Here is a 14781-nt window from a genome sequence, read left to right as displayed (position 1 = left end):
ATAAACTGTTAAAGCTGGACCCATTCGGCGGGCGGTTTGCCTTTGCCGGGGTGCACCTCACCGCAATTCGGGCATGTGCGCGCTTCGGTCGAATTGTGGAACTTGTCATAGATTTTCGGCAACGCCGTCACGATACCCTCTGGTCCGTCAAGCGCAACTTCCTCGCGGTGCACCAAGCCTTCGCAGTTGAAGCAGAACCATTCGAAGCCTTCTGTCATACCCGGCTGACGCGGGGCTTCAACAACGATCCCGATAGAGCCTTCCTGCGGACGTTGCGGCGCATGGCGAACATGGGGCGGCAGCATGAAAACCTCGCCTTCCCGCACGGGCACGTCGTAAATCTTGCCGCCATCCGCGATCTTGAGCATCATGTCGCCCTTCTGCTGGAAGAACCATTCTTCCACCGGGTCATCATGGAAATCGACCCGCGTGTTCGGGCCACCGACGACCATGACGATCATGTCGCCTTCCTTGTGCAAAAGCTGGTTGCCAACGGGGGGCCGCAGCTTGTCAGCGTTGTCTTCGACCCATTTCTTGAAATTGAAGGGCTTGAGCGTCGGATGGTTGGTCATCGTGATCCCCAATGGCTGTGGCACATGTTATTTGATCATACCCTAGGCAGGTCACGCACAAAGAAATATGGATTTCCGGGAATTTCGATATCCGATTTCCTGATAGCAAAAGCAATCATTTTTTGGACAAAGCGCCATGCCGTCAGCAAAGGCGCGGTGCGTCATGCCAGCATGATCGCGGTCCCGGCAAGAGCCACGCCCCCTGCCCCGACCAAACGCCAAAGCCTGACGGGGCGTTGGCCGGTGGCCCATCGCAGGATCAGCGCCGTGAAGAACACCTCAAGCGTTCCGAGTGTCGCCACGCTGACCACGGAGGTGCTTTTCAAGGCAAGGAACTGCAGGAACTGACCGGCGCTCAGCGCAAAGGCCGCGAGCATATGCCAGCGGTTCCGGTCGATAAGCAGGGCTTGAAACGATCTGCGCCCACCCCTGCGCAGCGCCGTCCCGCACGCGATCCAGACCACTCCGGCGAGCGCACCGATACACGTCCCCAGCGCCGCGTCGGGCAATGTCACCAAAGCAGCGCTGCGAAGGGTGTACGCCAGCGCATAGGCCAGGGCCGAACCCACACCAAGGGCAATCCCGATCCGGCTGATCCTGCGCGTATCAACCTTGCTTGGGGTCAGGTAGAAAATGACCGCCGCCATCACCATTGACGCGCCTGCCAGGGTGGCGACATCTGGCAGTTCCGACAAAACGACATAGCCCAGCGGCAGACCGAAAACAGGCGTCAGGCGCCTGAGCAGACTGGCCATGACAGGCCCCGTCTGTTCAGTTGCGCGGAACATGAACATGCGGCCAAAGACCGTGGACATCAGCCCTGCCAGCACAAAAACACCGATGGGACCGAGGTTTTCGGTCTCAACAAGGGTCCTGACAGGCACGCTGCCCCAAAGCACCCAGATCACGCCCGACAACACTGCGGTGGCCAGGACCGACAGAAACACCCCGTTGTCGCCCCGCGCCCCGGCTTTGCCTTTGGCAATGGCGACGCCGGCCACTCCATAAGCCGCCGCCGCCAACAGGGCGTAGATCTCGCCGATCATCGGCCGGGTGTCACAGTGTCAGGCCGCACTCCTCAAAGGCCTTCCGCGTGGCGGCCTTTTCGGCCTCGGTCAATTCCAGCATCGGATGGCGCACGCGCCCGCCGACTTGCCCCAACAGCTCCTGCCAGTACTTGCCATGCGCCGTGGGCTTGCCGCCCGGCTTGGTGTCGTGGATCGCGCGGCGCACCGGATCAAGACTGTCACGCACGCGCCGCGCCTCTTCGAATTTTCCGGCAAAGGCCAGTTCGGTGTACTCGTGCATCCGCAGATCATTGGCGGTCTGAAGCTGGTAGGGCGGCGAGGAGCACAGATAAAGCTGCCAACCCAATTCTTCGATATTGTCGAGCCATTCCGGTTCAGCCGATGTGGATACGAGGATCTTGTCGCCCACCAGCTTGGTCAGCCGCGCGTACATATCTCGCGGGACGGAGTATTTGATCGCCATGATGTTGGGCAGCTCCGCGATACGGGCGCAGGTTTCCGGCTCCATCAGGTAGCCGCTGTCCGGGTGACTCCACATCGCGATACCGATATCGAGCCGGTCGCACAGGTACTTGTAGTAATTGTACAAAACCTCGTCACGGTCGCTGCAGAAGCTCAGCATTGGTGCGTGCACCACCACGTAATCCGCACCGCAATCCTGTGCATGACGCCCCAGTTCCAGCACCGTATTCACGTTCTGATCCGAGATCGACATGATCGTGCCCGCATTGTCGCCGCACTCATCTGCGGCAATGGTCATGTTGCGCTTGCGCTCTTCCAGCGACATCGACCAGAACTCGCCCTGCTTTCCAGCGATGAACAGGCCCTGGATGTGCAGATCGTCGATCCAGTGGCGGATGTTCTTGCGTAGACCGGCTTCGTTCAATGCCAGGTCGTCATCAAACGGATTGAGCGCTGCGGCCCAGATGCCGCGCATCGTTTCACGCGCATAGGCTTTGGCGTCTTGCTTTGCATATTTCATGTTGGAGCTCCGGCGGATCAAGGCGTTCAGTTTGGCGGCACTAAACCGCGCCGACTGAACAAAAGCCAGCAGGCACAGGATTATCTGGATATTCAAAAAATCTATAGCAAAGAGATTGGAAATTCTCTTATCTTCGCTGTGACCACGACGTAAGGAACACCCATGGTGTCGAACCACAGCCGTATCGTTGATCGCGCCCTCACCCGGCTGAAGCTGCGGCAACTTCGATTGCTTGTGAAAGTAGGAGAGCACGGCAATATCCAGCACGCCGCGCGCGATCTTGGCATTTCACAGCCTGCAGCCACCAAGATGATCCAGGATCTCGAAATCGACTTTGAAGTCCAATTGTTCGAGCGCACCAACCGTGGCGTCGTTCCGACCATATTCGGCGAAACACTGATCCGACATGGCAAGCTGATCTTTGCCCAGGTCTCCACCGCCGCGCAGGAACTGGATGACCTGAACGAAGGCAACAGCGGGCGCGTCGTCGTGGGAACCCTGCTTGCCGCGTCCCCCCGGCTGCTGCCGCGCGCGATCCAGCGCCTGCTGAACGACCGGCCCAATGTCGCGGTCAAGATTGTCGAAGGCACAAACGAAGCACTGATCCCCGCCCTGCGGTCAGGTGAGATCGACATGATCGTCGGACGCCTGCCCAGCCACAGGCATCGCGCCAAGATCGAACAGGAAAAGTTCTTTGATGAACGGGTCATGGTTGTCGCGGGGAATCAGCACCCGCTGGCCAAACGCGCCAGTATTTCGTTCGAACAGCTCAAGCCGTTCGGGTGGATATTGCCGCCCGCTGAAACAACGCTCCGGCGTCAGACGGATCAGTTCTTTGTCAAACAGGGGCAATATCTGCCGAAAACCGTGATCGAATCCGTGTCATACCTCGCAAACCGATCGCTTTTGCGATCCCACGATCTGATCGGCCTGCTGCCCGCCCATGTTGCCGCGCTGGACATCGAAGCGGGGCTTTTGACGGCGATTGACTGGGATGTCCCGTTCGGAGGGCGTCCTGTCGGTGTCTCGTACCGGGGCGATAACAGCCTGTCTCCGGCAGGCACCGCGTTCCTGCAAGCGCTGCGCGAGGAGGCCGCCGCGATCCAGCAGTAAGGTATCACAGAAACCGATACCTGTATCCGTTCAATTCGGTTGAGGTAATGGCCGCCCCCATGTGACCTTCGGAGCCAACATCCGAATTCAAGAGGGCATCATGACCACATATCCCGAGTTGAAACTGTATATCGGCGGCGCATGGCGCAAGACTTCTGACGACATGGCGGTGGTCAACCCCGCAACAGAGGCCGAAATCGGTCGCCTGCCCTGCGCCGGGATTTCCGACCTGGACGATGCGCTGACAGCCGCAGAAGAGGGTTTCCGCATCTGGCGCCGCACCGCCCCGCGTGACCGGGCGGATGTGATGCTCCGGGCTGCGAAGCTGTTGCGCGACCGGCAGGAAGAAATTGCCCAGTCAATCACTGCCGAACATGGCAAACCACTGTCCCAAGCCCGGCTTGAAGTCATCCGTGGTGCCGAATTCATCGAATGGGACGCAGGCGAAGCCGTGCGCACCTATGGTCGCGTGATCCCCTCTGCCCATGGCGTGCGCTACGTGGTGCATCATGAACCGGTTGGCGTGGTTCTGGGCCTGTCGCCCTGGAACTTCCCGATGAGCCAGCCATGCCGCAAGATTGCCGGTGCGCTGGCCAGCGGGTGTTCGATCATCCTCAAAGCGGCCGAGGAAACCCCCGCAGGCGCGCAACATATTGTCGAAGCGTTCCACGATGCGGGTCTGCCCGCAGGTGTGCTGAACCTCGTCTTTGGTGAGCCTGCCCAGATCTCCAGCCACCTGATTGCGCAAGACCCAGTACGCCTAGTTGCCTTCACCGGCTCAACCGCCGTAGGCCGACACCTGACCACGCTTGCGTCTGAGAACATGACCCGCGTGTTGATGGAACTGGGCGGTCATGCCCCGGTGATTGTCTGCGAAGACACCGATGTCGAAAAGGCCGCGATCAGCAGCGCCATCCGCAAATACCGCAATGCCGGGCAGGTCTGCACCTCTCCCACCCGGTTCTTCGTGCATGAAAGCATCTACCAGCCTTTTGTCGATACCTTTGTCCAACGTGCAAAAGCGACAGTTGTGGGCAACGGCGTTGAACCCGGCGTGGACATGGGACCGCTGGCCAATGACCGCCGCGTGCCCGCGCTGACAGCGCTGGTCGAAGACGCCCGCGCCAAGGGGGCAGAGGTTCTGGCCGGTGGCGGTCGGCACGGCAATCAGGGGTATTTCTTTGAACCCACGGTTCTGGCCAATGTGCCGGACGATGCAAAGGTCATGCAGGAAGAACCCTTTGGTCCGCTTGCGGTCATCAATCCTGTCACGTCGCTGGACGACGCGATTGCGAAGGCAAATTCCACGCCCTTTGGGCTAGCCGCTTACGGGTTCACCAATCGCGCCGACTACGTCGACCAGATGACGAACGAGGTCGAAGCCGGCAACCTGTCGTTCAATACGTTGGAGGCCTCGTTGCCGGAAACCCCGTTTGGCGGCGTCAAGTCCAGCGGCTATGGCCGCGAGGGCGGGACAGAAGGGCTGGAGAACTACATGAACGTCAAGAACATCTCTCACAGCATGCAGATCGTCTGAGGGACTTTGGGATCGGCCAGGCGCGACTTCAAGCGCTGTCGTGATGCGCAATTGCGCGTGAGGTTCGATGCCCGAAGGGGCGTCGAACCTTTTGCTGTAAATAAGGGCGAACGGAACGGGTGACTTGATCCGACAACAGACCGTCGGTCGCTGCAATCTGATAGGTCTGCCCACACGGCAGAGGGAACAAACCGGTCGCAATCAGCGCATCAGTATCGGCACCGCAAGGCCGCAATAGCGAAAACAGCCCAGAGAGTTTTCCCTGAGCTGTTTCCGAATGATAGCGATTGTGTCTGGCTCTACGTCACCAAAGAGCGTTTCTGGAACTGATCTTCCTTGTAGCGCTCTTCACTGAGAATGCGTTCAAGCTTGTCCACCGCACCCAGAATATCCGCCTCGCTGACAAACAGCGGGGTGATCCCGAAGCGCATCACGTTCGGCGCACGGAAATCACCGATCACGTTGTCAGCAATCAACGCCTGCATGCAGGCATAGCCCTGCTCAAAGGCGAACGAAACGTGGCTGCCACGCGAATGTGGATCGCGCGGGCTGACAAGCGTCAAACCGGCGCAGCGGGCTTCAACTTCGCGGATGAACAATTCGGACAATTCGATGGACTTGGCGTGAACCTCGTCCATATCCGCCTTGTCCCAGATATCGAGCGCCACCGACAGCAACGCAAAAGACGCAATCGACGGCGTGCCAATGCGCATCCGTTCGATTTTGCCCGGCATCGGGCGGTAGTCCGTGTCGAAGGCAAAGGGGGCTTCGTGACCGTACCAGCCCGACAAGAACGGCTCGACCGTGTCGAGCAACCGGGGGGCAACATAGATAAACGCCGGGGCACCGGGGCCGCCGTTGAGGTACTTATAGGTGCAGCCAATGGCAAAATCCGCATCCGTGCCGCCCACATCGACAGGCACCGCGCCTGCAGAATGCGCCAGATCCCAGACAACGACAGCCCCTTTGGCGTGGGCCTTTTCAACAATCGCCTTCATGTCATGGCGACGGCCTGTACGGTAATCCACTTCGGTGATCATCACCACGCCGACCTCTTCGGTGATGCTGTCCAGCACATCCTCGGGATCGGGCGCGCGCAGCTCATAGCCTGCGTCCTTGAGCTTGATCAGCCCTTCGACCATGTAGAGATCGGTCGGGAAGTTGCCGTTATCCGACAGGATCACCTTGCGATCCGGCACCATCGCCATCCCGGCAGCAACCGCCTGGAACACCTTGATCGAGAGCGTGTCGCCGACAACGGTTGTCCCCTCGGCCGCGCCGATCAGCCGTCCGACACGATCCCCCAGCGTGTTGGTCTGCATGAACCAGTTCTTGGTGTTCCACCCCTTGATCAACTCGGTGCGCCATTCGTCATTTAGAAAACGCGTCATGGCGGGCAAAGACTCGCGCGGCATCGGGCCAAGCGAATTGCCGTTCAGATAGATCATGCCCTCTGGCAGATCGAATTGCTGCCGTGTCCATTCGAAATCAGTCATGTCTTATCCTCTCAACGTGTGTGTCTTTGCCTGCGGTGCGCGATGCATGGCACGTCCTCGGACGGTGATCTGGCGCGCGCGCAAGCATATCTGCCTGTGGGGTATCGCGGTTTTGCGGCAGGCCGTCCACTGTCCCGTTTTACTTTGGCTCATGTACATCGGACGATCTGCCAACGCCCCCGCATTGGGCAGAACTGGATATTCAAGAACAAGATACCTGAGCCGCTACATTTTCTGTGTGCGAATGACCGGAATCACCGAGACCAACCCGTCACGAGCCAGAATATCTCGGAATCGACCAGCGAAGGTTTGAGCCTGAGCGCAAGACCGGTCCTCACAAGAGATCACCCGCCGTCCAAGAAGGGCGACGGGTCAGGCAAAGCGCATTTTGGGGCGTGGCCTTTTTATGAAAGCTCGCCGTCCGTTCCCTTCTGTCGCGGGTTCCGACTGGGACCCGCGCAGTGACTTTAAGGGGGCAGGTCGTCCTTAGGCTTTCAGCGCCTGTGGGATGAAACCGTCAACGACCGGGAGCTTGCGCAGGGCAAACGCTCCACCGCCCTGCACGGCAACCGCAACAGCGAGGGCCACCAGCAGCACGGGGAATTCCCAACCGCCATTTGGCGCGCTGAACAACCAGCCATTGGCGGCATGCGCCCAGACCGATCCGATCAGGATGGGCAAGGACAGAACGGCAACCAAACGTGAATAGAGGCCAAGGATAAGTGCGGCGCCACCGGCAATCTCACCGATGATCACGAGATAGGCTGCAAGTGCAGGCAGGCCAAGGCTTTCGAAATAGCCGATTGTGCCCGGAATGGTGAACACGAGCACTTTCAAGAGTCCGTGCGCCAACAGGACAACGCCAAGGGATACGCGGATGATAAGGGCGCCGTAGTTCAGTTCGTTTTGATGAGTCATGGTTATCTCCAGATGTGTGTTTCGCTCTGGGGAGGGATATTGCACGTCGCGCATTGATTGATAATATGCCCCTCCGGAAGATCACTCATTCCATTTGGTTGATAATTCTATGGACCACATTTCACGGGTTGGCGTGTTTGTCGCCGTTGTAAAGGCTGGCAGCTTTGCGGGCGCAGCGCAGACGCTTGGGATCACCAGTTCTGCGGTGTCCAAGCAAATTCAAAATCTTGAGCAGGATTTGCAGGTCAAGCTTCTTAACCGCACGACGCGCAATGTGTCTCCGACCGAAGAAGGCGCGTTGTTTTTCGACCGCGCGGCGCGGGTTTTGGAAGACTTGAAAGAAGCGGAAGACCAGATCAACGAATTGAAATCACGACCCCGTGGCCCGTTAAAAGTGAGCCTGCCGCAAAGCTTGGGTATCAAGTACTTTGGCGACACGATCGCGGGATTTGCAGCGCAATATCCAGAGGTCGAGTTGGATGTGAGCCTCGAAGACCGTCTTGTTGATATCGCAGGCGAAGGGTTCGATCTTGTTGTGCGCATCGGGTCCTTGAAGGACACATCCCTGGTCGCACGGCGTTTGGCGGATTGCCCACTCGTGCTGTGTGCCAGCCCGGCATATCTGACGGCGCATGGGACACCGGAGACACCCGACGATCTGACCAATCACAATTTCCTTGCCTTCACGGGAAATCGCGGGCCGCAAGAATGGCGGTACTCAGATGCAGCTGGCAAGACCGGTCAGGTTTCGCTGCAGGGAACATTCAAGGCGGATTCCGGAGAGATCTTGTGCCGCGCGGCATTGCAGGACATCGGGATCGTCCTTCTCCCGATTTTCTACGTTGCAGAACATCTGGAAAGCGGACGCCTCCAGCCTGTGCTGGCCGACTATACGACCTTTCCCGAGCGCGAGATCTACGCGATCTTTCCACCCAATCGCTTTCAGTCCACGCGTCTGCGGTTGCTGGTGGATCCTCTGGTTGCCGAGTCGCGGAAACTGCCTTGGGTGACGTGATTGGATAAGAACCCAACATGCGCGGCGTCAGAAGCACGCCAATAGGCAAACGGGACAAGCTCCGCTACAAACGGCGTAACTGGATCGAGATCATGCGCGTTGTGCCCTGAGCAAGACAGGTGTCCTGTCGGCGCCTGCGCATGCTGCATTCAACTGCGGGTCCTGATCCTAAGACCAGATTGGAATGTACATGAACACTTGGGTGAACGACGCAATCGGAAAGATCAACGCCGACGCGCACAGGTCTGCTGACACCCATCTGTTCAAGCTGCCTGCGCCGCGTCTTCAGGGCGTTGATATCTATCTCAAGGACGAAAGCACGCACCCTACCGGAAGCCTGAAACACCGCCTCGCGCGGTCCTTGTTTCTTTACGCGCTGTGCAACGGCAAGATCACCGAAGGCACAACAATTGTCGAAGCCTCTTCGGGAAGCACGGCGGTGTCAGAGGCCTATTTCGCCCGAATGATTGGGGTGCCGTTTATCGCCGTCCTGCCCAAAAGCACGGCGCGGAGCAAGATCAGGCTTATCGAGTTTTTTGGCGGGCAGATCCACTTCGTGGAAAGCGCGCCGCAGATGCACGATGCGTCCGTCGCACTGGCCGACAAGATCGGCGGCTATTTCATGGATCAGTTCACCTACGCCGAACGGGCCACGGACTGGCGCGGCAACAACAACATCGCCGAGAGCCTGTTCACCCAGATGGAGCACGAACCCCATCCGATCCCGGCGCATATCATCATGAGCGCGGGCACCGGCGGGACATCGGCCACCATCGGGCGCTATATCCGCTACAAGGGTTATGACACGCGGCTTACGGTGGTGGATCCGGAAAACTCGGTCTTTTTTGACAGCTATCAATGTGGAGATCGCAGTCTGACGTCCGAGATGTCCAGCCGCATCGAAGGGATCGGGCGGCCAAAGGTCGAACATTCGTTCCAACCAGACGTGATCGACGACATGATCCGGGTGCCAGACGCTGCAAGTGTCGCGACCATGCAATGGCTTGAAACACGGATCGGGCGCAGACCCGGCCCGTCGACGGGCACAAATCTGTGGGGCGTGCTTCAGGTTGCCAAGCAGATGCAAGATGCGGGTCAACGCGGCTCGATCGTGACGCTGCTCTGCGACAGCGGCGAGCGGTATCTCGACACCTATTACAATCCCGATTGGGTCGCAGAGTGCATCGGGGAGTGTCAGACCCATCTCAGGGCGTTGGAACTGGATTTCGACTGATCCGTATCGGGGTGCGAGGCGTCGTTACGTCAGACAAAGTGGCGTTTGCTGTTCCGCGCAACATGGTCGACGAACAATCGCACCTTCGGGTCCTGAAGCTTTTTGTGCGGATACAGACAGCCGAAGATCGTGGGCATCGGAGGGGTGTGCGGCAACACTTCGACAAGCCGCCCGGCCTCCAGATGCTCGCGCACATCGAAACGGGGCTTATTGACGATTCCCCGCCCGGCCACCGCCCAATCCGTCAGCACATCACCGTCATCGGCATCAAACTTGCCCCGAACCTCCAGCTTCCGGGGCCCCATATCTGTCCGGACCGTCCAGAAATATTCAGGCGATCTGGGATACCGTAGCAGAAGACAGTTGTGCGTGGCGTCCAGCAAGTCATCCGGCGTCATCGGCGTTCCACAGCGCGACAGGTATTCGGGCGAGGCGCACAAGACCCGGTCACAATCCGCGAATTTGCGCAGTTTCATCGTGGAATCGCTGGGTTCTCCGACAAAGAACGCGATGTCGAGCCCGTCGGCCATGATGTCGACCTTGCGGTCCGACAGGCGCATCCGAATCTCTGTGTCCGGATAGGATTCGGAAAATTCGGGAACCAACGGTGCAACAATCCGGCGTCCGACCCCAAGCGGAGCCGTGATGCGGAGCGCGCCGCGCGGTGCATCGGAAAAACTGGCGACGCGGGCTTCGGCATGGTCAAGCGCCTGCAAGACGGCTCTTGCCTCGTCGTAAAACACGGTGCCGACCTCTGTCGGCGTCATGGAGCGTGTTGTTCTGTTGAACAAACGCACGCCAAGATGTTTCTCAAGCTCTTTCAGACGCTTGCTTGACACCGCGGGGGTCAGCCTCAGATCACGGCCACCCGACGTAATGCTGCCAAGCTCCATCACACGGACAAAGACACGCAGGCTTTCAATATACGACATGTGTCGCTCCTCCCCACCGGAAGGATGCCAAGCAGCAAGTCTATTTTCAACGATCTGTTGAAAGTATTTGCCGTTTACAGCGATTTTTCGCTCGAATTGTTGCGTCTATGGTCGGTTCACCATCACAGCCGGACTTGGCGATTGGGAGGCAACTTTGACCTATCGACGTGACATTCGTTTCATCCTCAACGGCACTGACGTGTCGGTGGCCGACGTTGCGGCCAGCCAGACGCTGCTGGATTTCCTGCGGCTTGAACGCCGACTGACCGGTACCAAGGAAGGCTGCGCCGAGGGCGATTGCGGCGCATGCACCGTTCTGGTTGGACGGTTGGGTAGCGCGGGCCTCGTGTACGAACCGGTCAACGCCTGCATCCGGTTCCTAGCGTCGGTCAATGGCTGCCACGTGGTCACGGTAGAACATCTTTCCGGCCCGAACGGACGCTTACATCCTGTGCAAGAGGCGATGGTCGATCATCACGGCAGCCAGTGCGGTTTCTGCACACCCGGCTTTGTCATGTCGCTCTACGCGCTCTGGATGCAGACCCCCGAACCGACGGTGGGGGAGGTTGAAACCGCATTGCAGGGCAACCTCTGCCGGTGCACGGGCTACGAGCCGATCATCAAGGCGGCGGTTGCGGTGTCGCGTTACGGCACACCCGCGTCGGATTGCCTGACCACCGAACGCGACACGATGACGGCACGCCTCAAGTCCCTTCAGGACACGCAGCGCATCGTGTCCGGCCCCGAAGACAACCTGAGCATCATCCCCGCTGACGTGGATGACCTTGCCGACTGTCTTCTGACCTATCCGGACGCGACCATCGTTGCGGGGGCCACCGATGTGGGCCTTTGGGTGACAAAATTCTTGCGCAACATCGGACCGGCGATTTTCACCGGTCATCTGAACGAATTGAAAACAGTCAAACGACAGGACTCCCTCCTCAAGATCGGTGCGGGCGCAAGCTACACCGATTGCCAATCCCTCCTGTCAAAGCACCTGCCACACCTGGTCCCGTATTGGGATCGCATTGCGGGGTGGCAGGTGCGGAACATGGGCACCGTGGGCGGCAATATCGCCAACGGCTCGCCCATCGGGGACACACCCCCGGTGCTGATCGCCCTCGGGGCCGAAATCACGCTTCGCCGTGGTGACACTCGACGCACTCTGCCCTTGCAGGATTACTTCATCGACTACGGCAAGCAGGACCGCGCGCCGGGTGAATTTGTGGAAAGCATTCAGGTGCCCCTGCCCGGTCCGAACGATCTGGACGCGGCGTACAAGATCTCCAAGCGGCGCGACGAGGATATTTCGTCGGTGGCCGTTGGCATCCACATGAGTGTGACAGACGGTGTGATCAGCAATACCCGCATCGCCTTTGGCGGCATGGCGGCCACTCCCAAACGTGCAACAGCGGCAGAAGCCGCGCTCAACGGCCAGCGCTGGACACGGGACAGCTTTGAGGCCGCGGCTGATGCCCTCGCGGAGGATTTTTCACCGCTGACGGATTGGCGCGCGTCCTCGGAGTACCGGATGCTCTCGGCCCAGAACCTTCTGCGCCGCTTTTTCCTCGAACAGGACGCGCAGACAGACGCGCCCGTTCAACTCGCCATCGCCTGAGACAAGGAGTCGAGAGATGAAGGATACCGTTTCCATCACCGGGGCAGCCCATACGGACCGCATCCACGACAGCGCGTCCAAGCATGTCACCGGCGCGGCCGACTACACCGATGACATCGCGATGCCCGAGGGCGCGTTGCACGCCTATCTCGGCGTGTCGGATGTGGCCCATGCAAAGTTACGGGGCATTGATTACACCAATGTTCTGGCAACGCCCGGCGTTGTGGGCGTTCTGACGGCTGATGACGTGCCAGGGGTGAATGACATCAGCCCCACCGGCCTCAACGACGAACCCGTGTTTCCGACGGACCTGATCCAGTTTCACGGCCAGCCCCTGTTCGCCGTGATCGCCGAGACGCGCGAGATCGCACGTCATGCCGCCGAAAAGGCGAAGATCGACTGCGAGGTTCTGCCCCATGCGCTTGATCCGATTGCGGCGCTGAACGCAGGCTACCCCCATGTCACCGCTCCGTTAAAGCTGGAACGGGGCGATGTGGACCCCGCGCTGGACGCAGCGCCCAACCGCGTCAAGGGCCGGATGGCCGTGGGCGGGCAGGATCACATGTACCTCGAAGGGCATATCGCCTTTGCCATTCCGGGCGAAGATGACGATGTGATCGTCAACTGCTCCACACAGCACCCGTCCGAGGCGCAACACATGGTGGCGCATGTGCTTGGCGTGCCGTCAAACGCCGTTGTCGTGAACGTGCGCCGCATGGGGGGTGGGTTCGGCGGCAAGGAAAGCCAGATGAACCTCTTTTGCGCGGTTGCCGCCATCGCCGCCAAGAAGTGGAACCGCGCCGTCAAAATCCGCCCCGACCGCGATCAGGACATGACCGCTACAGGGAAGCGGCATGACTTTGTCATCGACTATGACGTGGCTTTCGATGACGCGGGCCGCATTCAGGCCGTCGACGGCAGCTTTGTCGCGCGCTGCGGGTTTTCAGCGGACCTGTCTGGCCCGGTCACGGACCGCGCGCTCTTTCACGCGGACAATGCGTATTTCTACCCGAATGTAAGGCTCAACAGCCACCCGATGAAAACCAACACCGTCTCCAACACCGCTTTCCGGGGTTTTGGTGGCCCGCAGGGTGTGATCGTCGCCGAACGTATGATTGAAGAGATCGCCTATGCCACCGGGCAAGACCCGCTAGACGTGCGCAAAGCCAATTTCTATGGCTGTGAAGGGCGCAATCTCACGCCGTATCATCAGGAAGTTGAGGACAATATCCTCGACCGTCTGATCGGTGAATTGGAAGAGACCTCCGCTTATCGCCAGCGCCGTGCTGATATCATTGCTTTCAACAAAACCTCCCCGGTGCTGAAAAAGGGTATCGCGCTGACGCCTGTCAAATTCGGCATCTCCTTCACCGCGACCTGGTACAATCAGGCGGGCGCGCTGGTGCATGTCTACAATGACGGCTCGATCCACCTGAACCATGGTGGCACCGAGATGGGTCAGGGCCTGAACACCAAGGTCGCGCAGGTTGTGGCCGAAGCGTTCCAGGTTGATTTCGAGCGTATCAAGATCACAAAGACCACCACCGAGAAGGTCCCGAACACATCCGCAACGGCCGCGTCGAGCGGAACCGACTTGAACGGAATGGCGGCGTTGAATGCTGTGGAGCAGATCAAGGAACGTTTGACCGCCTTTGCTTGCGAAACATGGAACGTGGCCCCGGAAGAGGTCCGATTTCACGCCAATCAGGTGCATATCGGAAAAGACACGCTGTCTTTCGATGCCTTCATCAAGCAAGCATACCTCGCCCGCGTTCAGCTTTCGGCAGCAGGGTTCTACAAGACGCCCAAGATCCATTGGGATCGCGCCAAGGGCCAGGGCCGTCCGTTCTACTACTACGCCTATGGCGCGGCCTGTTCTGAGGTGACAATCGACACACTGACCGGAGAATACCGGGTCGAGCGGACCGACATCCTGCATGATGTGGGTCGATCGCTAAATCCGGTGCTCGACAAGGGCCAAGTTGAAGGCGCGTTCATTCAGGGCATGGGGTGGCTCACCACCGAAGAGCTGTGGTGGGACGATGCCGGACGCCTGCGCACCCATGCGCCGTCGACCTACAAGATCCCGCTCGCGTCGGATCGTCCGCGCGTGTTCAACGTGAACCTTGCCGACTGGTCCGAGAACCGGGAACTGACGATCAAACGCTCCAAAGCTGTGGGGGAACCACCCTTCATGCTGGGGATTTCGGTCTTTGAAGCACTGTCCATGGCGGTGGCCTCCGTCGCAGATTACAGCGAATGCCCGCGTCTTGATGCACCAGCAACGCCCGAGCGGGTGCTGATGGCAGTGGCGCGGTTGCAGGGCACGGTCTGAT

General features: G+C 59.3%; 12 protein-coding genes. 6 read left to right on the top strand and 6 right to left on the bottom strand.

What is annotated here, in order from left to right; all coding sequences use genetic code 11:
- Nucleotides 1-8: 8 nt before the first annotated feature.
- The 3 genes from MWU54_RS08980 to MWU54_RS08970 form a co-directional block, all read right to left on the bottom strand.
- The gene (locus tag MWU54_RS08980; RefSeq protein WP_247083981.1) at nucleotides 9-572 is read right to left on the bottom strand and encodes a 3-hydroxyanthranilate 3,4-dioxygenase; all 564 of its coding nucleotides are present in this window, start codon (nucleotides 570-572) and stop codon (nucleotides 9-11) included.
- 161 nt (nucleotides 573-733) lie between these two features.
- Nucleotides 734-1618: a DMT family transporter gene (locus MWU54_RS08975; protein WP_247082357.1), complete on the bottom strand. Its 885-nt coding sequence runs from the start codon at nucleotides 1616-1618 to the stop codon at nucleotides 734-736.
- A 10-nt stretch (nucleotides 1619-1628) separates the two neighbouring features.
- Nucleotides 1629-2582 carry a dihydrodipicolinate synthase family protein gene (locus MWU54_RS08970; RefSeq protein WP_247082355.1) on the bottom strand — a complete coding sequence of 318 codons (954 nt, stop codon included), beginning with the start codon at nucleotides 2580-2582 and terminating at the stop codon, nucleotides 1629-1631.
- 162 nt (nucleotides 2583-2744) lie between these two features.
- Here MWU54_RS08970 and MWU54_RS08965 point away from each other — a divergent pair, with 162 nt between their 5' ends.
- Both MWU54_RS08965 and MWU54_RS08960 read left to right on the top strand, forming a co-directional pair.
- A complete protein-coding gene (locus tag MWU54_RS08965) occupies nucleotides 2745-3695 on the top strand; it encodes a LysR substrate-binding domain-containing protein (protein ID WP_247082353.1) in 951 nt (316 codons plus the stop codon).
- A 100-nt stretch (nucleotides 3696-3795) separates the two neighbouring features.
- Nucleotides 3796-5232 (top strand): NAD-dependent succinate-semialdehyde dehydrogenase, encoded by a 1437-nt coding sequence (locus MWU54_RS08960; protein ID WP_247082351.1) that lies wholly within the window; start codon nucleotides 3796-3798, stop codon nucleotides 5230-5232.
- A 299-nt stretch (nucleotides 5233-5531) separates the two neighbouring features.
- Here the strand turns inward: MWU54_RS08960 and kynU are convergent, their stop codons facing one another.
- Both kynU and MWU54_RS08950 read right to left on the bottom strand, forming a co-directional pair.
- Nucleotides 5532-6728: a kynureninase gene (gene kynU / locus MWU54_RS08955; RefSeq protein ID WP_247082349.1), complete on the bottom strand. Its 1197-nt coding sequence runs from the start codon at nucleotides 6726-6728 to the stop codon at nucleotides 5532-5534.
- A 486-nt stretch (nucleotides 6729-7214) separates the two neighbouring features.
- Entirely contained in the window at nucleotides 7215-7646 is a 432-nt protein-coding gene (locus tag MWU54_RS08950; RefSeq protein ID WP_247082347.1) for a DoxX family protein, read from the bottom strand.
- Nucleotides 7647-7755: 109 nt separating this feature from the next.
- Here MWU54_RS08950 and MWU54_RS08945 point away from each other — a divergent pair, with 109 nt between their 5' ends.
- Together MWU54_RS08945 and MWU54_RS08940 are read left to right on the top strand one after the other, a co-directional pair.
- Nucleotides 7756-8661 (top strand): LysR family transcriptional regulator, encoded by a 906-nt coding sequence (locus MWU54_RS08945; protein ID WP_247082345.1) that lies wholly within the window; start codon nucleotides 7756-7758, stop codon nucleotides 8659-8661.
- Nucleotides 8662-8851: 190 nt separating this feature from the next.
- Nucleotides 8852-9895, top strand: a complete 1044-nt coding sequence (locus MWU54_RS08940) for a PLP-dependent cysteine synthase family protein (protein ID WP_281496047.1) — start codon at nucleotides 8852-8854, stop codon at nucleotides 9893-9895.
- A 29-nt stretch (nucleotides 9896-9924) separates the two neighbouring features.
- Here MWU54_RS08940 and MWU54_RS08935 read toward each other — a convergent pair whose 3' ends face one another.
- Nucleotides 9925-10827, bottom strand: a complete 903-nt coding sequence (locus MWU54_RS08935) for a LysR family transcriptional regulator (RefSeq protein ID WP_247082341.1) — start codon at nucleotides 10825-10827, stop codon at nucleotides 9925-9927.
- A gap of 154 nt (nucleotides 10828-10981) precedes the next feature.
- Here MWU54_RS08935 and xdhA point away from each other — a divergent pair, with 154 nt between their 5' ends.
- Together xdhA and xdhB are read left to right on the top strand one after the other, a co-directional pair.
- Entirely contained in the window at nucleotides 10982-12445 is a 1464-nt protein-coding gene (gene xdhA, locus MWU54_RS08930) for a xanthine dehydrogenase small subunit (protein WP_247082339.1), read from the top strand.
- A gap of 16 nt (nucleotides 12446-12461) precedes the next feature.
- Nucleotides 12462-14780, top strand: coding sequence for a xanthine dehydrogenase molybdopterin binding subunit (gene xdhB, locus MWU54_RS08925; protein WP_247082337.1), 2319 nt, complete (start codon nucleotides 12462-12464; stop codon nucleotides 14778-14780).
- The last annotated feature ends 1 nt before the right edge of the window (nucleotide 14781 follow it).

Origin of the sequence: Marivita sp. S6314 (assembly GCF_023015985.1) — a bacterium.
Taxonomy (GTDB): domain Bacteria; phylum Pseudomonadota; class Alphaproteobacteria; order Rhodobacterales; family Rhodobacteraceae; genus Marivita.
Note: the sequence above shows the minus strand (reverse complement) of the source record. Positions and strands in the feature narration are given on the sequence as shown.

Bases quoted from the DNA above. Each gene is read 5' to 3' on its own strand.
- MWU54_RS08975 (WP_247082357.1), bottom strand. From the start codon at position 1,618: ATGATCGGCGAGATCTACGCCCTGTTGGCGGCGGCGGCTTATGGAGTG.
- kynU (WP_247082349.1), bottom strand. From the start codon at position 6,728: ATGACTGATTTCGAATGGACACGGCAGCAATTCGATCTGCCAGAGGGC.
- MWU54_RS08940 (WP_281496047.1), top strand. From the start codon at position 8,852: ATGAACACTTGGGTGAACGACGCAATCGGAAAGATCAACGCCGACGCG.
- MWU54_RS08950 (WP_247082347.1), bottom strand. From the start codon at position 7,646: ATGACTCATCAAAACGAACTGAACTACGGCGCCCTTATCATCCGCGTA.
- MWU54_RS08980 (WP_247083981.1), bottom strand. From the start codon at position 572: ATGACCAACCATCCGACGCTCAAGCCCTTCAATTTCAAGAAATGGGTC.
- MWU54_RS08935 (WP_247082341.1), bottom strand. From the start codon at position 10,827: ATGTCGTATATTGAAAGCCTGCGTGTCTTTGTCCGTGTGATGGAGCTT.
- MWU54_RS08960 (WP_247082351.1), top strand. From the start codon at position 3,796: ATGACCACATATCCCGAGTTGAAACTGTATATCGGCGGCGCATGGCGC.
- MWU54_RS08945 (WP_247082345.1), top strand. From the start codon at position 7,756: ATGGACCACATTTCACGGGTTGGCGTGTTTGTCGCCGTTGTAAAGGCT.
- MWU54_RS08965 (WP_247082353.1), top strand. From the start codon at position 2,745: ATGGTGTCGAACCACAGCCGTATCGTTGATCGCGCCCTCACCCGGCTG.
- xdhB (WP_247082337.1), top strand. From the start codon at position 12,462: ATGAAGGATACCGTTTCCATCACCGGGGCAGCCCATACGGACCGCATC.
- MWU54_RS08970 (WP_247082355.1), bottom strand. From the start codon at position 2,582: ATGAAATATGCAAAGCAAGACGCCAAAGCCTATGCGCGTGAAACGATG.